Source organism: Thermoleptolyngbya oregonensis NK1-22 (genome assembly GCF_032705245.1).
Taxonomy (GTDB): Bacteria; Cyanobacteriota; Cyanobacteriia; order Elainellales; family Elainellaceae; genus Thermoleptolyngbya; species Thermoleptolyngbya sichuanensis.
In genome coordinates this window covers 2,555,101-2,576,282 of record NZ_CP053540.1, presented here as the reverse complement: position 1 = coordinate 2,576,282, position 21,182 = coordinate 2,555,101, and the positions used below count along the sequence as shown (strand labels likewise).

Below are 21,182 nucleotides of genomic sequence, written 5' to 3'. Positions count from 1 at the left end.
AATGCTGTATATCATAGACACCGCATTACAGGCTCGCCAGGAAGCGGGCAACCCGATTCGGGTGGCGATGGTGGGCGCGGGCTTCATGGGGCGCGGCATCGCCAATCAGATCGTGAATTCCGTTCCAGGTATGGAGCTGGTGGCAATTTTCAACCGCAGCGTAGAGGGTGCAGTTCGCGCCTACAGCGAAGCGGGTTTAGACCATATCCGCACGGTGAAGACGCTGGGTGAACTGGAAGATGCGATCGCCCAGGGGGTTCCCGCCGCAACGGACGACGCAATGCTGCTGTGTCGCGCCGAAAGCATTGATGCGATTATCGAGGTGACGGGCGCGATCGAGTTTGGCGCGCAGGTGGTGCTAGAGGCGATCGCCCACAAAAAACACGTCGTGCTGATGAACGCCGAGCTAGACGCAACCATCGGCCCCATCCTCAAGGTCTATGCCGATCGGGCAGGCGTGGTGCTGTCGGCCTGCGACGGCGACCAGCCCGGCGTGCAAATGAACCTCTACCGCTTCGTCAAGAGCATCGGCCTCACCCCCTTGCTCTGCGGCAACATCAAGGGCCTGCAAGACCCCTACCGCAACCCCACCACCCAAGAAGGCTTTGCCAAGCAGTGGGGGCAAAAAGCTCACATGGTCACCAGCTTCGCCGACGGCACCAAGATTTCCTTTGAGCAGGCGATCGTTGCTAATGCCACGGGCATGACCGTTGCCAAACGCGGCATGTATGGCTACGACTTTAACCGCAATGCCGACGCGCTGGTTGAGCAGTTCAACCTGAAATACACCGGCCACATCGACGACTGCACCAAGCTGTATGACGTGGACGAGCTAAAGTCTCTGGGTGGCATTGTGGATTACGTTGTGGGCGTGCGTCCGGGCCCCGGCGTGTTTGTCTTCGGGACTCATGACGACCCGAAGCAAAAGCATTACCTCAACCTGTACAAGCTTGGCGAAGGGCCGCTCTACAGCTTCTACACGCCGTACCACCTCTGCCACTTTGAAGTGCCGCTGTCCGTTGCCCGCGTGGTGCTATTCCAGGATGCGGTTCTCGCTCCCACAGCGGGGCCCAAGGTGGATGTCGTTGCAACTGCCAAAATTGACCTGAAGGCCGGCGAAACGCTGGACGGCATCGGCTACTACATGACCTACGGCCAGTGCGAAACAGCGGAAATTACGCAGGCGCAGCGCCTACTGCCGATGGGCTTGGCGGAAGGGTGTCGTCTGAAGCGCGATATCCCCCGCGATCAGGTGCTGACCTACGATGATGTGGAACTTCCAGCCGGTCGCCTGTGCGACAAACTGCGGGCTGAGCAAGATGCCTACTTTGCCCCAGCCAAGGTTCCGGCATTGATTTAAGCAACGCGATGTGCGACTTTCAATTTGCCCTCATCCCCCAGCCCCTTCTCCCGACTTGGGAGAAGGGGAGCAAGAGAGGCTTGAAGTTCCTGTCCCACTCTAGGAGAGGAATTTAGGGTGAGGGAATTGGCCAAGTTGCACATCTTCTTGCCCATCTCCCAGCGAGTCCTGACAGTCCTCGGCACTCAAGGTTTTTCCAGGCTTGGTTTTCAGGTTTCTTTTAGGTTTCTCTTAGGTTTCATTCGGGTTGGGCAACTCCCCTTGGGTGGCCCAACCTCAATTTTTAAGGTTTTAATTGGCGGCTTGAGCGATTCAGGCGTTGGATTTTGCTTTCAAAAAAGGACTGCTATATTAATCTTGCAATATTGCTTTCCATATTGATACTCAACGATACTAATCGTCAGTTTTAGATTCAGGTTTAGATACCGAGTCGTTTTCCCTGAAATTCGGCGATCGCCCCCCTTGCTCCCCTGCTATTTCTCGCCTGCTTTTACTGCCCGTCATCCTGTCCACCCCTGACAACGCACAGTCAGGTTCACCCTGAGGTCTGGTTGGATATGCTGTTTTCTTGTCCTGAAACGTCGTTTGCCCCCAGTCAGCCCAAGCGACCCCAGCAAGCCCCTCATCGGATTGTGCGGGCGATCGCCTTTGGGCTGGTGATGCTCTACACTGCCCCCGTTCTGGCGCAGACCGCCATTCCATCCAGTGCCAGCGCCAATGCCAGCGCCAATGTCCAGCCTGCCGCACCGATGCCGCCGGAGGGCCGCCCACTGCCGCCCAACTACGAGTCCGATTATGTCCTGGGTGCAGGCGATGCAGTGCAAATTGACATTTTCAACGTGCCCAACCTGAGCGGCGAAAATGCCCGCTACTCGGTGCTGGTAGACGGTTCGCTGAACCTGCCGTGGATTGGCAAAGTCAATGTGCGGGGACTGACGCTGCAAGAGGCATCAGATGCGATCGCCAGCCGCTATGCCGAGTTTATTCGGGAGCCGATTGTGACGGTGACGCTGCTCACACCGCGCCCCATGCGAGTGGCGATCGTCGGCGAAGTGAACCGTCCTGGAGCCTATACAACAGGACAAAGCGTGGGAACAGGCCCAGCCGGACAGACCACGCTAGAAACCCGTGGCGAAGCCAGAGCAGGAGAACTTCGCACGGTTATTGAAGCAATTCAGACCGCAGGTGGCATTACTCAGCTTGCAGACGTGCGAAATGTGGAAGTTCGTCGCCCGCGCCTGAATGGCACCGAAGAGGTCATTTTGGTTGATTTGTGGGCGTTCTTGCAGTCTGGCAATTTGCAGCAAAACGTGACCCTGCGGGATGGCGATACGGTGATCGTGCCCACGGCAACGGCTTTGAATCCTGATGAAAGCCAGCGTCTCGCTGCTGCTAGCTTCTCTCCCGACACGATCAGCGTCAATGTGGTGGGTGAAGTGGTTCGGCCAGGCACGGTTTCTGTTAGCCCAAATACGTCTCTCAATCAGGCAATCCTAGCGGCGGGCGGGTTTGATGATGTTCGGGCATCCAAGGGCCGGGTTACGCTAATCCGGCTAAATCCAGATGGAACCGTGGCTCGACGCGAAATTCCGGTAGACCTATCGGCTAACCTGAACGACGAAACCAACCCGATTCTGCGGAGCAATGACATTGTGGTGGTTAGCCCTTCGGGTCGAGCCAGGACGACCGATGTTCTGGGGGTAATTGGTGGAGCGGTTGGGGCGGTGCTGAACCCGATTGGCGCATTGTTCAATATTTTCCGCACGGTGGATGATATTAACCGCGATTAGGGCTGCCAGCGGGATGACAGCCGGATCGAATATGCCTTTCGGCGAACTAGAAAACCCTCCGTTTCCTGCACAATGGCGGGGTTCGGAGGGTTTCTGAGGGTTTGCGTAGCATAGAGCGTGTTTTGTGGCTAAAGCGTTTTGTGGCTAAAGCTAAGAAGCCTGTGGGGCAAGGATCACGGCTGCGATCGCTGCACCACCATCAGCAGCAAATACACTGCCAACAGGTAAAAAGCAGCCAGGATGGGAATCGTGAGCGGAATACCGAAGGAAGCCATGGCGAACCATTCCATTAAACATTACGGTTTACAGGAAAAATATAGGGAAAGGGTCGAAAGACCCATAAGCAAATCAAATCTGAGCAAAACAAGTCACTGCGCTGCCGCAAGTAAGTCTTGCATCCAGCCAGTGAACCGTAACCAAACCGACCGTAACCCAACCAGAAGCGACACCTAACCAAATACCACCGAGGGCGATCGCCCAAAAGCAATTGCCTCTGGCTTGGCAGACATCACTCGTCCACGTCTAGAGTCGAATGCCGCAACCCACAAGCCTGATAAATTCCAGACTGCGGAGATGCATCCGACTCATCCAACGAAGCATTGAGAAAACGAAGCATTGAGAGCAAGCCGAAGCCAGCTCCTTGACCCAGATGGTCAATATTTGAATCAGAATCCAAGACGCAGGTAGCGAATGCCCCATGACCAGAGCTGGGACAACACCTGATACAACAAATGCTGTCCCATACACAGGATCACCAAGGTCATGTACCCTAAACCCAGCAGCACCGGAAGCGGCGACCAAAACTCTTGGCGAGAACAGAAAACCCGAAGACCTTCAGAAAGACTCGTGGCTTGACGTTCTCGTACCGAAGCTTTGAAGACAGCGATCGCCGCCTGCTGCACCAACCTTCCAAAAGTAACCTGATAGAGGCCGCCGGGTAGACACGCTCATAAGCTGCCAGGCAAATAGCAGCCCTAGAGCCGCCCTTTAGGTGGCGCTTCTAGAAAAAACTTCCAGAGGAAGGTTTTCAAAATATTTAATTGTTGGATACCTTGTAGCTATAAGAATAACATATCAGTCAAGTTCATGAGAGAATGTTTACAAAACTGTAATAATCCTGAAAGGCTTATCAGTTCAGTAAACTCTGGCATCTCTATCAAGAATTTCATCCCACAGATGGGAGGGGGTAGCTTAGAATAAAGGCAAATATGTAAAATTTCGTAACTAAGTATATCGCTGCGTCTCCATGACCTCAGTCACCTCTCTCTTTGCACCTGTCGATGCCGATCTCTGTCAACTGACGGACAACTTGAAGCAACTGGTCGGTGCTCGCCACCCCATCCTTTACGCGGCAGCGGAGCACCTGTTTGGGGCGGGTGGAAAGCGTCTGAGACCAGCGATTGTGCTGCTCATCTCCAGAGCCACCAGCATCCCCGACATCACGCCCCGACACCGCCGCCTGGCTGAGATCACCGAAATGATCCATACCGCCAGCCTAGTTCACGACGATGTTGTGGATGAGGCGGAACTGCGGCGGGGTGTGCCGACGGTTCACAGCAGCTTTGGCAATCGGGTAGCGGTGCTGGCGGGTGACTTTCTGTTTGCACAGTCCTCGTGGTATCTGGCAAATTTGGACAACCTGGAAGTAGTGAAGTTGCTGTCGCAGGTGATTATGGATCTTGCTGAAGGCGAGATTCAGCAGGGGCTAAATCGCTTTGACACGGGAACCAGCCTGGAAGCATATCTCGACAAGAGCTATTACAAAACCGCGTCCCTTATTGCCAACAGTGCCAAGGCGGCAGGCGTGCTGAGTGATGCCTCGCCAGAAACCTGCCACCATCTGTATAGCTATGGTCGCCATATCGGTCTAGCTTTTCAAATCGTGGATGACCTGCTAGATTTTACGGGTTCTGCTGATGCCCTGGGCAAGCCTGCGGGTTCCGATTTGCGAAGCGGCAACCTGACCGCTCCAGCGCTCTATGCCCTTGAGGAAAAACCCTATCTGGAAGTGCTAATCGAGCGGGAGTTTGCCCAAGAAGGCGATCTGGAACAGGCGCTAGCGCTGATTGAAGACAGTCGAGGATTAGAGCGATCGCGCGAGTTAGCCAACCACCATGCTCAGCTTGCCGTGCAGCATATTAGCATTCTGCCCGCTTCAGAGTCCCGTCAGGCGTTGATTCAGTTGGCTGACTACGTGCTAAGTCGTAGCCATTGAGTCATCGCCAAGAGCGCCATCGCCAAGAGCGTCATCGCCAAGCTGCTGAGCTTTGGCTGATGGGGCATTTATGCCATGCATGTTAACGCAGCGCTGTGCAGATTAGTCGCTGTACCGTTCCTCTGCCCAGGGTTCCCCCCGGCGGTGATACCCGTTTCTTTCCCAAAAGCCCAACTCTTCATGGTCTAAGAATTCCAGCCCGTTGATCCACTTCGCACTCTTCCAGGCGTAGAGGTGCGGCACCACCAGCCGAACTGGGCCGCCGTGTGGGGCAGGCAGAGGCTCACCCGCCAGCGTGTGGGCCAGGAAGTTCTCTTCTCGCAAGAAGTCAGCTAGCTCCAGATTCGTGGTGTAGCCACCATAGCTGTGCTGCATGACGTGGGTAGCGCTGGGATTAAGATTGACTCGCTGCATCAGATCGGTCACCTTAACGCCTGTCCACTGGACATCCAGCTTTGACCAGGTCGTGACGCAGTGAAAATCAGCCGTGAATTCCGTCTGCGGCAGGCTCAAAAGATCTGCATAGGTCAGGGTCAGCGGTTCAGCGAGTCCCCAAATCTTTAGCTCCCAAACATCGCTGGAAATGTCAGGGGTTGCTCCGTAGGTCAGGACTGGAAAACCGCTGGCGAGGTGTTGCCCAGGCGGAACTCGATCCCGTTGCTCTGGTGCGGGGGGCTTAAAAAACTTGCCTAGCATAGAGTCCGCTTAGGTGGGTTTTAGTTGGATTATAGATTCACACCAATAGGGGCGATCGCCTCTTCCCAAATTATTGCGCTGAAGCATGATGTGCTGACAGCATGAACCATGCTCAGGGGCGCTAATGCAAGGTCAGACGATCTGCCACCATCCGTCTCGTCTCTACTCTTCTTCTTCTTCCGGTTGGGGATAGACAAAGCCTGTGGAGCGGCCAGTCAAAACCGACTTTCCTAGAGACAGCGCACGCTGAGCTTGCAGAGCGGCCTTGCGCTTCCAGGTGGCTTTGCGCTGATCGCGCTTTGATTTGGAGGTTTTCTTCTTAGGAACTGCCATAGCTGCCGACGGTCAGATTTTTACAACCTTTCTATGGTAGTGCAAAAGCCCATGAGTTGAGCAGGGGGGCGAGTAAATCGGTATTTTGAAAAGTTTGTTGATTTAAAGAGCTTGTGCTACATTAAAAGACTGCGGGCGATTAGCACAGTGGTAGCGCACTTCCTTCACACGGAAGGGGTCACTGGTTCGAATCCAGTATCGCCCATTTAGCAAGTAAAGCCTCTAGCTTACTAGGGACAGGCAGGATATGTCTGACTGTTCGGTTAGCAGATTGGAGCAATGCAAGCGCTTTTTACGCTGAAAGCACTGCTCAAACAGCCCACCATAGATTTACAGACGGCGCTGTATTCCCTTCATGAACTTCGCGTATTAATCCGGTTGTGAGTCCTTGGCAGTGTAAATAGCAGAAGAAAGCGTGCCCCCCTTACGGTTTTTTCGGATAACTTCCGTAAACGCTGGTGTCTTTTCTGCCAATCTTCCGGACGTTTTACCGCAATGTCTAACTTCCAAAAACACACTGCCTCCGTTGCAAGTGCGCTAATCGTGTTGAGCGGTGTTGCCTTGCCTGCCCATAGCCAGTTGCAACCCGCAGCGCCAATTTCTGTTGCCCAGTCTGTGTTTATTGAGGATGCGTATACCCTGGGGCCGAGCGATCGCATCCAGGTCACCCTCTTTCGAGTGCCAGAATACACCGGCCCCCAGCAAGTTTTGGTAGACGGCACGCTCAACTTGCCCCTGGCCGGCTCTGTGTTTGTAGAAGGACTAACGCTTCAGCAGGCCGCTGCTGCGATTTCTGCCCGCTATGCGCCGTTTTATCGCCGTCCGATTGTCACCCTGAGCCTGCTGTCTCCCCGTCCGATTCGCTATAGCGTCGCTGGAGAAATCGATCGCCCCGGATCTTATACCTTCAACATATCGGGCGATCAGGGGGGGCAAACGCTTACTGCCGCTAGGTTGCCAACGCTGACGACCGCTCTGCAAAATGCGGGGGGAGTCACCTCGTCGGCCAATGTCCGCCAGATCCAAATTCGCCGCACCCAGCGCCTCAGCCCGACCCAAAGCACAACACAACTGATTACTGTGAACCTCTGGGAGTTGCTGCAAGAGGGCGACCTGACTCAAGACATTACCCTCCGAGACGGCGACACGATTCAGATCCCGGCGGCAAGCACGCTGAATCTGGCGGAAACTCGCCGCTTGGCAGGAGCCAATCTGTATGCCGCAACGCGCCGCCCGATTGACATTGTGGTGGTGGGTGAGGTGAAGCGGCCGGGCACGCACACTCTAGCGCTTGGTACAGGCGGCAATAATGCTGAAGCGCTAATTCCCACAGTGACTCGCGCGATTCAGGTGGCAGGTGGCATTACCGAAACGGCGAATGTCCGACAGATCCAGGTGCGCCGCCAAACCGCTAGCGGTCGTGTGCAAACGCTGGATGTCGATCTCTGGGATCTGCTGCAAACGGGCAATGTGAATCAGGACACGGTGCTGCAAAACGGCGATACGGTCTATATTCCGGTGGCGACTGCGCTCGATCCGGCTGAGGCAACGGAACTTGCAGCCGCAACCTTCTCGCCCGCGTCGATTCAGGTCTACGTGGTGGGCGAGGTCAACCAGCCTGGAATTGTGGAAGTTCCCCCGAATACGCCACTCAATCAGGCGATTTTGGCGGCGGGTGGTTTTAACAATCGTCGGGCGCGGCGCGATTCGGTGAAGCTGATCCGATTGAATCCTGATGGAACGGTGACAGAACGCACGATTGAAATCGACTTTGCCAATGCATTGAATGATGCGGATAATCCGGGCTTGCGTGGTAACGATGTAATTGTGGTTGGGCGATCGGGATTGGCCAGCTTCTCAGACACGTTGGGAACGATTACAACACCCATTGGGCAGATTTTTCCGATTGTGAATATTCTGCGATTGTTTGGGCTTTAGTGGTTTGGAAAAGGTGCGTAGAGGCGATCGCCATATCGCCATTTGAAGTGAAAAATTTCGTTGACGAATCTCATTTCAAATGGCGATTTCAACCATAGCCAATAAATTTAATCCAATAAATTTAATTGGATTATTCTAGCTGGCTAAAATCGTATATTTCTATACGTTATCGTCTTTAGGTTCCTAGCCAAATTAGTTCCTATTCCGCAGATTTCTACCTGTTGAATAAAACCAAGTTTTTCCCTGGTCAATCACTTGAATTTAAAGACACTTTATCCGGATTTTCGATCGTTTTTAAGAAAGATTACTTGACCGGCTTCAAATCATAGAATTTGGGCACTGGATTGACCAGAGTTATTTCCCAAAGTTGTTTCCGAGAGTTATTTCATAGATAGCCATCCGGCAGATAGATACCTTAATGAATCCTTAGTGGATTGATAGTTACATAGTTCAAGAACAATAATTCGGAAGTTAGGAGTAGAAGCGAAACAGAACCAAGGGCGATCGCCACCCGCTGAAATTGAGCTTCTATCAGAAGAAATGCACATAGAAGCAGAATGCCAGTCTTACTGCTAACAATATGAGGCCGTTCATGACCTACAAAAAGCACGCACTAATCACCGGCATCACAGGACAAGACGGGTCATACCTGAGCGAGATGCTTCTAGAGAAGGGATACGAAGTCCACGGCATCATCCGCCGCACCTCCACCTTCAACACCGACCGCATCGACCATATTTATGAAGACCCGCACAACGAAAACGCCCGCCTGTTTCTGCACTACGGCGACCTGACCGACGGCACCACCCTGCGGCGCATCCTCGAACACGTGCAGCCCCACGAAATCTACAACCTCGGTGCACAATCCCACGTACGCGTCAGCTTCGATGCCCCCGAATACACCGCCGATGCCGTCGGCATGGGCACCCTGCGGCTCCTAGAAGCCCTGCGGGACTACCAGCAGCGCACTGGCAACGAAGTCCGCTTCTACCAAGCAGGCTCCTCCGAAATGTACGGCAAAGTGCAAGCCGTCCCCCAAAGCGAAAGCACCCCCTTCTACCCGCGCAGTCCCTACGCCTGCGCCAAAGTCTACGCCCACTGGCAAACCGTCAACTACCGCGAATCCTACGGTCTGTTCGCCTGCAACGGCATCCTGTTCAACCACGAATCTCCCCGCCGGGGCGAAACCTTTGTCACCCGCAAAATCACCCGCGCCGTCGCCCGCATCGTCGCCGGACAGCAGAAGAAACTCTACATGGGCAACCTAGATGCCAAACGAGACTGGGGCTACGCCAAAGACTACGTGCAAGCCATGTGGCTGATGCTGCAACAAGACCAGCCCGACGACTACGTCGTTGCCACTGGCGAAACCCACGAAGTGCGCGAATTCCTGGAACTCGCCTTTGGTTACGTCAACCTCAACTGGCAAGACTACGTCGAGTTCGACGAACGCTACCTGCGCCCCGCCGAAGTTGACCTGCTGATTGGCGACCCCACCAAAGCCAAGACCCAACTCGGTTGGCAGCCCAGCGTCAGCTTCGAGCAGTTGGTCTACCTGATGGTCGAAGCCGACCTCAAAGCCCTGGGTCTCATCCCCCTCAACGGCAACAGCGTCCAACCCGTCCTCGACCACGCCACCATTCGGCAAGCCGCAGGCACGAGCGCAACGCCCTAAGGAAAAAACGAAAAACGAAGAACGAAAAACGAAAACCCGCTCTTCCCTCTTCCTTCTTCGTTCTTCCCTCTTCGTTCTTCCCTCTTCCTTCTTCGTTCTTCGTTCTTCCCTCTTCGTTCTTCCTTCTTCCCTCTTCCCTCTTTCCCCTATGCCCCTTTCCTTCTCCAACCAACGAATTCTTGTCACGGGTGGTGCCGGATTCCTCGGCAAGCAGGTGGTGAACCAACTCATCAACGCGGGTGCCGACCCCGCCAAGATTACGGTGCCCCGCTCTCGCGACTATGACCTGACGCAGATGGAGGCGTGCCGTCGCGCCGTTGACCAGCAAGACATTGTGATTCATCTCGCAGCCCATGTCGGTGGCATCGGGCTGAATCGGGAAAAGCCTGCGGAACTGTTCTACGACAACCTGATGATGGGGGCGCAACTGATTCATGCTGCCTATGAAGCGGGGGTGAAGAAGTTTACCTGTGTGGGCACGATTTGCGCCTATCCCAAGTTCACGCCTGTGCCCTTCAAGGAAGATGACCTGTGGAATGGCTACCCGGAGGAGACCAATGCTCCCTATGGGGTGGCGAAGAAGGCGCTGTTGGTGCAGCTTCAGGCCTATCGTCAGCAGTATGGGTTTGATGGCATTTACCTGCTGCCGGTGAATCTGTATGGACCGGAGGATAATTTTGACCCGCGCAGTTCTCATGTGATTCCGGCGCTGATTCGCAAGGTGCATGAGGCGCAGTTGCGCGGGGAGAGGACGATTCCGGTGTGGGGGGATGGTTCGCCGACGCGGGAGTTTCTCTATTCCACCGATGCGGCGCGGGGGATTGTAATGGGCACGCAGTTCTATGCGGAGCCGGAGCCTGTGAATTTGGGGACGGGCTATGAGATTTCTATCAAGGACCTGATTACGCTGATTTGTGAACTGATGGACTATGACGGGGAACTGGTTTGGGAGACTGATAAGCCCAATGGGCAGCCCCGCAGGTGTCTCGATACGCGGCGGGCGAAGGAGAGGTTTGGCTTTACCGCAGAGGTGGAGTTTAGGGAGGGACTACGGAACACGATCCACTGGTATCGAAATCATGCCAGTAGGATTACAGGTTAGCTGGATATAGGTTGATTAAGATTCGGTAAAGTTTAGCTTGGGGTCTGTAGCTTGAGGTCTGTATTGCTAGAACAGTCTAAAGCAGGCACGAAAGATTGACACGGGAACAATCCGACGTAATCAGAGTCTATCCAACGGGCACTGGATAGTGCGATCCTCTCAGGATATTTGCGTAATGTAAATTGTGTAAAAATAGCGGAGTCAGGTGAAACTTCGAGCTTTTTTCTGTAGAATTACGGAAGTATCTACCAAGCTATCTTTACAAGAGCAAGGTCATCTCCGCTGGTTTCATTCACTAGGGTTATCTATCCAGTTCCCTAATATTGGGAGCTTCCTGTATCTACCGCTTCATCTCTCTTGTAAGCCATTTCAGGTGTTGTGCTAGCAAGGTTGACGATCGTGCGATCGCCCTATTCAGAAAGCTTGAGATTTTTTGAGCGGTTTTGAACCTAAAGTAAAAGCACCGCCAGCATTTACCTTATAAAGCATCTGCCCTATAAAGCATCTATCTCTACATCAAGCTTTGGCTGCTTTTTCAGTGCCTGCTGCATCTGACAGCCATTAAGGGGCCTATATCAATTCTCGATTTTAGATTTGTGATTTTGGGATTGCCGGTCAAGTGCCTGTAGAGCTTCCAGTAATTTCATTCGCAGCGCTACTGGCGAAAGCTGATCATTGAGCATCAACCAGGTCTTGAACCTACGCGCATGAAACCACATGAAGTTATGAGCAAGCGGCGGCGGCTTTTCCAGTAGCTCCTCCTGACTTATTTTCATCTGCTGCTATCTTCGCTCATCTACCACTCTACTGAGGGTTATCAGATAGGGGAAGATTTCCCATTTTATTTTGATAGGCTCATTGAGCTTTGGTTGAATGCAAAGCGCCTTTTAAGTGCCCAATCGGATCAGGGAATTACTGCAACTGAATAGTGAGCATCTCCACATCAATTCACGAAGTTCAGTTTATCCCGAAGTGTTAACTTATGATGTCCCAGAGCAAGCCTCCAACTCAGAATGTGATTGGGTTTCCAGTTACAGCTCTTAGCTTTTATGAACAGATAGATTGGATGCTGGAATGGGCCGCGCAGCGCTTGAGTAAGTCCGTCTGCGTTGCCAATGTGCATATGCTGATGGAAGCAACCTGGAACAAAGAGTTTGGCGCTATTTTGTCGGGCAGCGATATGGTAACGCCAGATGGAATGCCGCTTGTTTGGTTGATGAGCTGGATGGGGCGCTATCGGCAAGACCGAGTGGCTGGCATGGATATTATCTTGGGGCTTTGTGGGCGATCGCCCTCTCGAAACGTCAGCATCTTTTTCCTAGGTTCCGATGCAAACACTCTGCAAAAAATGCGCCAACGGCTGCGCCACGAATTTCCAAATCTGGAGATTGCAGGCATGGAACCGCTGCCCTTTCGCCCGCTTACTCCTCAGGAAGATGAGAACATTACGCGGCTAATCAACGAGAGCGGCGCAGGCATTGTGATGGTGTCGCTGGGCTGCCCAAAACAGGAGCAATGGATTAGCGATCATAAAGACAAAGTGAACGCTGTGATGATTGGGCTGGGCGGGGCTTTTCCTGTCTATGCAGGGGTGCAAAAGTGGGCACCGGAAATAGTCAGGCGATTAGGTTTTGAATGGCTCTATCGTTTAATTCAAGAGCCGGGACGCTTATGGAAACGTTATGCAAGGACAATTCCGCCATTTGCAGTTCTGGCACTGTTGCAAGTTGTGAGTACGCTGAGTCGTGAGGATATGAGTCTGCAAACCCGCAGCAGATAGCTTGGAGGATTCGTCAGACGCAATCAGCCAACGGTTCGGTGCAGCAGTTATCGCAATCTCTGGCTTGGCCCAAGCATCTAGCCTAGGCGGCTTCAGGTAGCCAGATGGTTATGACACGCTGCGACAAACCGGGCTGCTATCTCCGGCCGCGCTCCCCAGTGGACATGCAGATAAGAGGCGTGCAGGGTGGGCGACTGCCAGCCTTCGGGAATGGCAGGGCTTTGGGGGTCGTAGGGTTGCAGGTGATAGAGCGGGGTTTCGGAGGAGTGAGTCAGGTGCGATCGGTGAAACTCGTGCCCCCAAAGGGTTTCGCCCTGGCGATGGAGAAAGGTGTCTTGCTGGGCGATCGCCCGTCGATAGCCGAGCGTCAGCCGCTTGCCCATGACCGCTTCTGTTGGCAAAACGCCCGCCATCTCCCAGGCGTTTCCGTCAAAATCCACAATGTTTTGGCTGAGGTACATTAACCCGCCGCACTCTGCATAGGTCGGCAGCCCCGCACGAATGGCGGCTCCCACGGCTGCCCGTGCCGCTGGGTTGGCTACCAGTTCTGCGGCAAACACTTCCGGGAAGCCGCCGCCGAAGTATAGCCCGCCTACGCCCTCTGGCAAAGCTGCATCTTGCAGTGGACTCCAGAACACCAGTTCAGCGCCCAGCCGCTCCAGCAGTTCCAGGTTATCGGCATAGTAGAAACTGAAGGCGCGATCGCGGGCAACGGCCAGGCGGATTTTGGATTTTGGATTTTGGATTTTGGCATCAGCGACGGGTATTGGCGGGGGCGGCGTTTCGATTTTGTCAAGTTTGCCAATTCTGAGTAGGGGGCGCAGCAGGTTCCAGTCGAAGCTGGTTTCTGCTAGGGACGCGAGGCGATCGCACAAGGGTCTTAGCTCCGGCAGTTCGTCTGTGGGCACGAGTCCCAAATGGCGATCGGGGAGGGTGATTTCGTCCTGGCGACGCAGCACGCCGAGGATGGGCAAGTCCAGCGGCTCCAGTGCCTCTTTGAGCAAGGTTAGATGGCGATCGCTGCCCACCCGATTTAGCACCACGCCCGCGATGGATAAACGCGGGTCAAAGCTGCGATATCCGTGGGCGATCGCCGCCACCGAGCGCGACATTCGGGCACAATCCAGCACCAGCAGCACGGGCAGGTTCAGCAGCCGGGCCACTTGGGCCGTGCTGGCTACGTCTTCGCGGCCGCTGGCCCCGTCGAATAGCCCCATCACCCCTTCGACTAGGGCAAATTCTGCGTCCTGACTTGCAGAGGCAAAGCACTGCTGCACATAGGTTTCAGAGGTCAGCAGCGGATCAAGATTGCGGCAGGCGCGGCCCGTAATAAACTGATGAAACATGGGGTCGATGTAGTCTGGCCCCACCTTGAACGACTGGACGCGATCGCCCCATCGGGTCAATGCCGCCAGCAGCGCCATCGTCACCGTTGTCTTGCCTACGCCGCTGCGTTCTCCTGCCACCACCAGCGCCATTGTTGCATCCCAGCTACGTCACTACAGCGTCATTTTAGCGTTCAACGGATTGCATCGAGGACGTGCGCCTTTGCATCCTGGGTGAATGCTCTAGAATGATTCACCCCGGCGAATTTCCAGGGAATAGCAAAAGCGATCGCCCCGTGAAATGGTTTCCCCGTAGGCAATGGGGCGATCGCCCGTGGTAAAGGCGGTATGGCGATAGACAATCAGCGGATGTCCCAGCGGAACCTCTAAATGCAGGCTTTCTTCTGGATTGGCATAGGTGCATTCTAGGATGGCTTCTATGCGGGCGATCGCAATGCCGTGCTGCTCCAGCACCGGAAACGTCATTTGATGGGTTGAATCGACCGCAAAAAATGTTTCAAACGGCGGCGGCACATAGGTCAAGTCCAGCGCTCCGGGTGCGCCGTTAATCTCCAGCAGTTTCTTTTGAAAATAGGCGGTGGGCGTTTCAAACAAGTGCTGAGCAACGACGGGAACCTCGACCAGACCGGACTCCAGCCGCTTCGCCAAAAGCGAAATGCCCTGCTGCGCCATATCCGCTTCCAAAAACACCATCGGGCTAGAGAGGGAGTAGGTGACCTTGCGCCGCTCCGTGACAAACACGCCCTTGCCCTGACGAGAGACGACGAGGCCCTGGCTGATGAGATTGGCGATCGCCTGTCGAATCGTCGTTCGGCTCACCCCAAACCGCTCCACCAGTTGGTATTCGCTGGGCAGTTGTTCTCCTGGCGGATAGTCGCCGCCGAGAATTTGGCAACGGAGTTGTTCAGAAATCGCAAGATGCAGCGGAGTGGACATGCTATCGGCTGGGTAGACTTGGTATGCAACCAGTCTACGAAACCAGCCAATCTATGCAAGAACAGTCCACAAAAAAATTGGCGCAGCGCGTCAACTATTCTGGACGAGATCTATTCTGGACGAGATCTATTCTGGACGAGTTGATAGAAACTCTGCGATTAAACCAGACATAGAATCCTGTTTTTGCTTTGCCTTTTTGTGAGAATTCTGGATGCTTCGTATGCCGCCTGCCACCAGCAAACCCGATAGCGCACTTCCCAAAATGCAAAGCCCAATATTTCGCACAGCAATATTTCGATATTGCTCCTTTAAGGCTAGTTCTTGGGGCATTTCGGATGAGGGCAGGGTGTTGTAGTTCGTTACAGCCGTGACAGACAATCCAAAGACAACCCCAGCCGTGAGCAATGAGGGAATCAAGATGGTTTTGATGGGAGACTGGCTCATCTTAGTACACGTTGGCGAAAATTCTCGACAGATATTTTTCACTTTGCCTTCTCAGCAATGTTGCTGGGTCACCTCGATTAATTGCCTTATTGAGAATTTTAGGAGCCTGAAACCCTTGTTTTCTCGCAGCCATTCTCAAGAGGATCTGAATTTTTCGAGGTTCCCGCGCTGATTTGATGTCGCAAATTTGATTTTGCTGATTTGACGACATCGCCTCGGCTCTAAGAGGGTGTTTGAAAAGGTATCGCCTGTAATGTCAAGCACTCAGAGATCCCCCCTAGCCCCCCTTAAAAAGGGGGAAACCACCTTAAAGTCCCCCTTTTTAAGGGGGATTCAGGGGGATCTTGCACGCTTTGCTACAAACAGTAGGACTTTTCAAACATCCTCTAAAGCTAGAGAGGAAGCAGTAGCAGATTGCTGCAACATCGCAGCCTGACTAGGCATAGTATAGTAATCTACTCAGCGCAATGGCCGTTATCGATTACCTAGTTGGCTGATCTTTACAAGAAAAATAGCCGTATAAAAACTAGATGATCAGCCGCTTTATCTTTATCAAGTCTTGATTTAAATCTTCCGGTTGTGCTGTGAAAAACTGCTCACTCGAAACAGTTGATTTGCGATCGGCCCACTCTCCGGATCTGAATCGACTCAGTTGGAAAGGTTGATAAAGGTCGTCAAAAGCTGTTATTTTTGCTGAAAAATATTTGATGATTTCCTAATTCGATCTACTTGACTTCAAGAGGCAAGATAGAGTCTGAATCCACAAGCTTTGTTCTGAAACATTGGCGATCGCCCCCCAAGTTCTAGCCTTATGGATAAGAGATTTAGCCTGTTCATCGTCGTGGTTCTGGGGTCTGTAGCCGCCATGCTGGGTATTCCTGGACTCCGGGCATTTTTGTTAGGCTTTGCTCGTCCGGAGCCGTCTAGAATAGTTGCTTCCGAAACAGGTTCTCTCACAGGTTCTCTGTCTCAGCGGCTGCAAAGCGGCAATCTAGAACGCTTGAAGCAAACGCGCAAGTGTCCCCGCTGCAACCTGAGTGGGGTGGATTTCAGCGGACTCGACCTGAGCCGGGTTGACCTGCGAGAGGCAAACCTGACGGCCGCCAAGTTTGACAACACCAAGTTAATTAATGCCCAGCTAACCCGATCCAATTTAACCGATGCCAGTCTACAAAGTGCCAATCTTCAAGGTGCAGATTTGCAAGGCGCGGTACTGAATCGCACCAACTTTCGGAACGCTCAGATGATGCACGCCACCTTGGAAAAAGCAGACTTGCAGCAGGCAACGCTGACCGGAGCCGAGATGCGGGCCGCCAACCTGACAGATAGCCAAATGGAACGGGCGAACCTAAGGCAAACTAGCCTCTACGGCGCATTGCTGAGTCGGGCAAATCTGGCGATCGCCGATCTAAGCGATTCCGATCTGCGCTATGCCAACTTCCTGGATGCCAACCTACAGGGCGCAAACCTCAGCAACGCCCAGCTAGAGTTTGCCATCATGCCCAACGGCAGCACTTATCAGGGTACTGTGCCCTATTAAATACCCGATTAGTAAATACCCGATTAAATACCCGATTAATCCCCTATTAACCTGGCTAAAACTCCAATCAAGCAGGTTCTAGCCTTATTCCATTTCGCTGAGTTGTTATGTTACTTTCCATGTCACCGCTACGGGATCGATTGCGTTCGCTAGACTATCGCACTGCCCGACAGTTCCTACAGGCTGGTGCGGTGTTGGCAGCGGTCTTGCTCCTGTCTCGCTTCTGTCAGCCGGGACGGTTTTCGCTGGGTTCTCGAAATGATATTGATCTGCAACTCAGCGTGTCGTCAGAGGGTTCCGGTGTGTACGCGATCGCTGGTACAACCAATCTTCCTGATAATGCTCGATTGGCGATCGCCGCCGTTCGCTATCTAGAGCCAGCGCGACGGTCTGGCGGTTTCTCCGACGCAAAGCCCAGCTATTCCATCCTGGCCTATCAGACGGCAACCGTGACCAATGGCCAGTGGCAGGCCCAGCTTAACCTATGGCAGGTTGCGGAGGATGGTCGCTATCAGGAATCGTGGCAATTTGAGCAGGCTGCCCTCCGGCTGAATCTGGAACCCAGCCAAGACGTGATCTTTTTGGCAACGCTGAACCCGGTCGGTAAAGTCGAGCAACTGCCCGCACTAGAACAGCAGCTTCGCAATAAAAAGCTGACCATCAGCGGCAAACATCTCTACACCGCCGCGGACGGGCAGCACTATATCCAGGTGCATCAAGCGCAGCCCGTTGCCCTGCCTGCCGACCGCACCACTCCGCCCGTCCGTCGCCCCGAAGACCTGAACGGCGGCTGGGGTGAGCGCTATTTGATGCCGGGTGAGCCGCCCAATCCCTACGTGCTGGAACAGCCGACAGAACGACAGACGGATGCCCCGATGCGCCGCGAGGAATTTTTGTGGTGAGGGGGTTGGATTTTGGATTTTAGATTTTGGATTTTGGGTTGCCGATTTTGGGCTGCTCGTTTAGCTAAGAGGGTGTTTGAAAAGGTATCGCCTGTAACGTTAAGCACTCAGAGATTCCCCCTTAGCCCCCCTTAAAAAGGGGGGAAACCGCCTTAAAGTCCCCCTTTTTCAGGGGGATTTAGGGGGATCTTGCACGCTTTGCTACAAACAGTAGGACTTTTCAAACATCCTCTAAAGCCAGTTGCCCAGCAGCACGTAGGATGCCCAGAAGCGGGGCGCGTCGTAGTTTGCCCGCAGCAGGCTCAGCTGGGCCTGGCGCAGGGCTTCGGCTTTGGAGATGGGGCTGCGCGTCAGTTGGTGATAGAACTCGATCATCAGGTCGGCTCCGGCTTCGTCGTCTACGCTCCAGAGCGAGGCGATGGTGCTGCGGGCCCCGGCGCGGACTGCCACGCCTGCAAGACCCAGCGTGGCGCGGCGATCGCCCTCGGCAGTGCGGCAGGCGCTCAACACCAGCAGTTCAATCGGTTCCGGGCTGTCTAGCTCTTGGACTTGCAGCAGGCTGCTGAGGTCTTTCACATTGACCCGGCTATCCCATGCCAGGATGAAGGTGTCGGCGGCGTTGGAGCTAAACTCGCCGTGGGTTGCAACGTGGACAATCGAGGCGGGTGCGGCGCTTAGAGAATTCTGGAAATTTTGCTGGGTAAAGCTTGTGTTGATTAGCACGCGGCTGGGCAGGGTTTTCTGGATTTCCGCTAGCTCCTTTTCCACGTTGGGCAGGGCAGGAAAATTGTCTCGTGCTTCCGTCAGCCCGGCCATTAGGGCGCGAAACTGACGCTGCTGGAGCGGGCGCGGGTCGGGCAGTTGCAGACCGGGGGCTAGCGCCACGCTGTAGTGTTCGATCAAATACTGGCGACCGTCGTGCAGGGCTGCCATTGGCACGTTGCGGAGCGCCCCGTCTAGCACGAAAACAAGCGTCTGGTTTTCGGTCAACTGGTCTGCAATGGGGCGAATCAGCCAGTCGTAGACCTGCTGGGACAGGGCCAGTCCTTCTGGGGAGGGGTAAGCGCGATCGCGCAATTCTCGCAGCAGGTCTTCGGACACCCGCTCCACGGTTTCTTGGGCGACGGGCGTGGTGTAGCGGCGGAGGGGCTGCTGGGGCTGCTTCAGGATGACTTCAATCCGGTCGGGCAGGACAATGGTATACAGCACGGCGGCGGGCAGCGTAGACAAATCCACCACCCGGTCTAGCTGAAACTGCGTATCCAGACAGGCTTCCCGAAAGAAGTTGTCCAGTTCTGCCACTTGCAGCCCCTCGATCACGTCCCGCGCCTGAACCAGCCGCTCCAGGTCGGGGGTTGGATTCTGCGGATCGAGCAGCAGATCGACCAACTGGCGATAGACTGGCTCCACGCTCTCGCGGAAGGAGAACTGCACGTCTCGGTTAATCGCCACCAGATCGCCCCGGATGGCTTGCAGGCTTTGCACGGACTGGCTGTAGGCGGCGATCGCCCCCGTTTTGTCGCCCTGCACCAGCAGCAGTCGCCCCAGTTGCCACTGCCAGCGATAGGCGATGTCGGCGGCGGCGATTTGCTGCGCCAGGTTGAGCGCCTGCTGAGTCAGGGTTTGGGCTTCGCGCCACTGTCCCGTTTGTTCGTACAGATGCCCCAGGCTGCCCAGAGCCAAGGACTCTGCCCGCAGGTCGTCCAGTTCCCTCGCCTGCTGCACCGTTCTGGACAGGCGACGGGCGATCGCCTCTAGCCCAGGGTTGCCGCCGCTGGCCTGGGAAATCGCGGTCAACCCCTGGGCCAGTTCGATCTGGTTAAACAGCGTCGGACGGCTGGGGGGCAGTGGGTCGAGCTGCTGCTGAAGGTCTGGATAGCGCGATCGCGCCTGCTCCCACTGGGCCGTTTCCACCAGCAGGCTGAGATGATTTAGCGCCGCCTGAAGCCGCAACTCTGCCGAGGGGGACACCTGGGCAGCCTCGTCATACAGCCCCAGAACGGCTTCCGTCTGCTGCAAAAAGGTGGTGGCGATGCGCTGCTGGCGCTGTTCGTAGGCCCGCCGAGCGCGATTGTCGGATAGGGGTGTCTTTAGTCGCTGAATTGCTTCGGTGGGGGTCATGCCGGCCTGGCCCAGTGCGGCGATCGCCCTAGCTCGGCCCAGATTTGCCAGGCTAAGGGTGACGGCGGCGATCGCCTCCTGGGTGGCAGGCGTGGGCGACTGGGCGTGCAGCGCGGCGGCAATCCGGCGGCTTTGCTCCAGGGCGTGACGGGCCGCGTCCAGATCGCCCGCCACGCGCTGAGCATCCCCAAGCGTCCGCAACACCTGCGCCTTGGTCAGCGAGTCGGGTGCGGCGGCAAGCTGCTGGTTGATGGCAGCGAGTTGGGCGATCGCCCGCCGATATAGCCCCAGGGATTGCAGCGCCTGCGCTTGGTTCATCTGCGTGTCGATGGCGGCCAGGTCGCCCACCTGCTGAAACAATGCTGTTGCCCGCTCCCAGGACTCTAGCGCCGCATCTGCCTGCCCCCGCGCAAATTGGAGCCGCCCCAAAATGGTCAATGCCTGCGCCTGCGCCCGCTGCACTGTCGCAGTACGTGCCGGGAGGGAATTCAGCAGTTGCACCGCTTCGGCAATGTGCCGCTCTGCCGTGGCCCATTCTCCAAGCTGCTGATGCGCCAGCGACAGGTTTGCCAGCGTTAGCCCAATCTGGAGACGAGTTTGCTCCCCAAGGCTGGGGTCTGCGCCCGGTTGCCGCAGTTGATCGAGGAGGGCTTCCAATTGGGCGATCGCCTCTCGATAGCGACCCGCTTCGTAGAGCGACCGGGCAGAGTGTGGGGGGTCGGGGGAAGAAGGGGGAGGGAAGAACGAAGAACGAAGAGCGAAGAACGAAGAACGGAGGGGGAAGAACGAAGAACGGAGGGGGAATGTGGAGGGGGGCTGTGCGGGAAATCCAGACCAGTGCCGGGTGCGTAAGGTCTCTGGTTGGGAGGTGGCGGGGGCAGCGTGAATTTCTGGCGATGGGGAGGATGCGGCGGGAAGCGTGGCTGTTGCGGAATGCGCTAGACCCAGTGCCAGCACTAGCCCCAGAAGCAGCGTTAGCCCCAGAAGCAGCGTTGTGATCCACT

Annotated in this window: 15 protein-coding genes and 1 tRNA gene; 10 read left to right on the top strand and 6 right to left on the bottom strand. The window is 55.0% G+C overall.

The window, feature by feature from the left end; translation table 11 throughout:
• Nucleotides 1-4: 4 nt before the first annotated feature.
• The 3 genes from HNI00_RS11125 (at nt 5) to sds (ending at nt 5,365) form a co-directional block, all read left to right on the top strand.
• Nucleotides 5-1,360, top strand: a complete 1,356-nt coding sequence (locus HNI00_RS11125; protein WP_420156348.1) for an NAD(P)H-dependent oxidoreductase — start codon at nt 5-7, stop codon at nt 1,358-1,360.
• A gap of 557 nt (nt 1,361-1,917) precedes the next feature.
• Nucleotides 1,918-3,150 carry a polysaccharide biosynthesis/export family protein gene (locus HNI00_RS11120; protein ID WP_316793298.1) on the top strand — a complete coding sequence of 411 codons (1,233 nt, stop codon included), beginning with the start codon at nt 1,918-1,920 and terminating at the stop codon, nt 3,148-3,150.
• Between the two features lie 1,246 nt (nt 3,151-4,396).
• Nucleotides 4,397-5,365 (top strand): solanesyl diphosphate synthase, encoded by a 969-nt coding sequence (gene sds, locus HNI00_RS11115; RefSeq protein WP_297074929.1) that lies wholly within the window; start codon nt 4,397-4,399, stop codon nt 5,363-5,365.
• Between the two features lie 102 nt (nt 5,366-5,467).
• On the opposite strand, the gene HNI00_RS11110 is transcribed toward sds, so the two are convergent.
• Together HNI00_RS11110 and rpmF are read right to left on the bottom strand one after the other, a co-directional pair.
• Nucleotides 5,468-6,061: a sulfite oxidase-like oxidoreductase gene (locus HNI00_RS11110; RefSeq protein ID WP_297074930.1), complete on the bottom strand. Its 594-nt coding sequence runs from the start codon at nt 6,059-6,061 to the stop codon at nt 5,468-5,470.
• A gap of 162 nt (nt 6,062-6,223) precedes the next feature.
• Nucleotides 6,224-6,394 carry a 50S ribosomal protein L32 gene (gene rpmF, locus HNI00_RS11105; RefSeq protein WP_297074932.1) on the bottom strand — a complete coding sequence of 57 codons (171 nt, stop codon included), beginning with the start codon at nt 6,392-6,394 and terminating at the stop codon, nt 6,224-6,226.
• Between the two features lie 133 nt (nt 6,395-6,527).
• Between rpmF and HNI00_RS11100 the strand changes: the two genes are divergently transcribed.
• The 5 genes from HNI00_RS11100 to HNI00_RS11080 all read left to right on the top strand — a co-directional run bounded on the left by HNI00_RS11100 (nt 6,528) and on the right by HNI00_RS11080 (nt 12,889).
• Nucleotides 6,528-6,599, top strand: a tRNA-Val gene (locus HNI00_RS11100).
• 290 nt (nt 6,600-6,889) lie between these two features.
• A complete protein-coding gene (locus HNI00_RS11095; RefSeq protein ID WP_316793293.1) occupies nt 6,890-8,332 on the top strand; it encodes an SLBB domain-containing protein in 1,443 nt (480 codons plus the stop codon).
• A 592-nt stretch (nt 8,333-8,924) separates the two neighbouring features.
• Entirely contained in the window at nt 8,925-10,007 is a 1,083-nt protein-coding gene (gmd, locus tag HNI00_RS11090) for a GDP-mannose 4,6-dehydratase (RefSeq protein WP_316793290.1), read from the top strand.
• Between the two features lie 148 nt (nt 10,008-10,155).
• Nucleotides 10,156-11,109: a GDP-L-fucose synthase family protein gene (locus tag HNI00_RS11085; protein WP_316793288.1), complete on the top strand. Its 954-nt coding sequence runs from the start codon at nt 10,156-10,158 to the stop codon at nt 11,107-11,109.
• Nucleotides 11,110-12,091: 982 nt separating this feature from the next.
• Nucleotides 12,092-12,889 carry a WecB/TagA/CpsF family glycosyltransferase gene (locus HNI00_RS11080; protein ID WP_420156260.1) on the top strand — a complete coding sequence of 266 codons (798 nt, stop codon included), beginning with the start codon at nt 12,092-12,094 and terminating at the stop codon, nt 12,887-12,889.
• A gap of 92 nt (nt 12,890-12,981) precedes the next feature.
• Here the strand turns inward: HNI00_RS11080 and HNI00_RS11075 are convergent, their stop codons facing one another.
• The 3 genes from HNI00_RS11075 to HNI00_RS11065 all read right to left on the bottom strand — a co-directional run bounded on the left by HNI00_RS11075 (nt 12,982) and on the right by HNI00_RS11065 (nt 15,657).
• Nucleotides 12,982-14,367: a cobyrinic acid a,c-diamide synthase CobB gene (locus tag HNI00_RS11075; protein ID WP_316793284.1), complete on the bottom strand. Its 1,386-nt coding sequence runs from the start codon at nt 14,365-14,367 to the stop codon at nt 12,982-12,984.
• 90 nt (nt 14,368-14,457) lie between these two features.
• Entirely contained in the window at nt 14,458-15,171 is a 714-nt protein-coding gene (locus HNI00_RS11070) for a GntR family transcriptional regulator (protein WP_316793282.1), read from the bottom strand.
• Nucleotides 15,172-15,297: 126 nt separating this feature from the next.
• Nucleotides 15,298-15,657 (bottom strand): hypothetical protein, encoded by a 360-nt coding sequence (locus tag HNI00_RS11065; RefSeq protein WP_316793280.1) that lies wholly within the window; start codon nt 15,655-15,657, stop codon nt 15,298-15,300.
• Nucleotides 15,658-16,426: 769 nt separating this feature from the next.
• On the opposite strand from HNI00_RS11065, the gene HNI00_RS11060 reads away from it, so the two are divergent.
• The gene (locus HNI00_RS11060; protein ID WP_316793278.1) at nt 16,427-17,155 is read left to right on the top strand and encodes a pentapeptide repeat-containing protein; all 729 of its coding nucleotides are present in this window, start codon (nt 16,427-16,429) and stop codon (nt 17,153-17,155) included.
• A 119-nt stretch (nt 17,156-17,274) separates the two neighbouring features.
• Entirely contained in the window at nt 17,275-18,057 is a 783-nt protein-coding gene (locus HNI00_RS11055) for a hypothetical protein (RefSeq protein WP_316793277.1), read from the top strand.
• A gap of 231 nt (nt 18,058-18,288) precedes the next feature.
• On the opposite strand, the gene HNI00_RS11050 is transcribed toward HNI00_RS11055, so the two are convergent.
• Nucleotides 18,289-21,135 (bottom strand): CHAT domain-containing protein, encoded by a 2,847-nt coding sequence (locus HNI00_RS11050; RefSeq protein WP_316793275.1) that lies wholly within the window; start codon nt 21,133-21,135, stop codon nt 18,289-18,291.
• Between the last annotated feature and the right edge of the window lie 47 nt (nt 21,136-21,182).

Excerpts from the sequence above, each read along its gene's own strand:
- HNI00_RS11120 (WP_316793298.1), top strand. The coding sequence starts at position 1,918 with ATGCTGTTTTCTTGTCCTGAAACGTCGTTTGCCCCCAGTCAGCCCAAG.
- sds (WP_297074929.1), top strand. The coding sequence starts at position 4,397 with ATGACCTCAGTCACCTCTCTCTTTGCACCTGTCGATGCCGATCTCTGT.
- HNI00_RS11110 (WP_297074930.1), bottom strand. The coding sequence starts at position 6,061 with ATGCTAGGCAAGTTTTTTAAGCCCCCCGCACCAGAGCAACGGGATCGA.
- rpmF (WP_297074932.1), bottom strand. The coding sequence starts at position 6,394 with ATGGCAGTTCCTAAGAAGAAAACCTCCAAATCAAAGCGCGATCAGCGC.
- HNI00_RS11095 (WP_316793293.1), top strand. The coding sequence starts at position 6,890 with ATGTCTAACTTCCAAAAACACACTGCCTCCGTTGCAAGTGCGCTAATC.
- gmd (WP_316793290.1), top strand. The coding sequence starts at position 8,925 with ATGACCTACAAAAAGCACGCACTAATCACCGGCATCACAGGACAAGAC.
- HNI00_RS11085 (WP_316793288.1), top strand. The coding sequence starts at position 10,156 with ATGCCCCTTTCCTTCTCCAACCAACGAATTCTTGTCACGGGTGGTGCC.
- HNI00_RS11080 (WP_420156260.1), top strand. The coding sequence starts at position 12,092 with ATGATGTCCCAGAGCAAGCCTCCAACTCAGAATGTGATTGGGTTTCCA.
- HNI00_RS11075 (WP_316793284.1), bottom strand. The coding sequence starts at position 14,367 with ATGGCGCTGGTGGTGGCAGGAGAACGCAGCGGCGTAGGCAAGACAACG.
- HNI00_RS11070 (WP_316793282.1), bottom strand. The coding sequence starts at position 15,171 with ATGTCCACTCCGCTGCATCTTGCGATTTCTGAACAACTCCGTTGCCAA.
- HNI00_RS11060 (WP_316793278.1), top strand. The coding sequence starts at position 16,427 with ATGGATAAGAGATTTAGCCTGTTCATCGTCGTGGTTCTGGGGTCTGTA.
- HNI00_RS11055 (WP_316793277.1), top strand. The coding sequence starts at position 17,275 with ATGTCACCGCTACGGGATCGATTGCGTTCGCTAGACTATCGCACTGCC.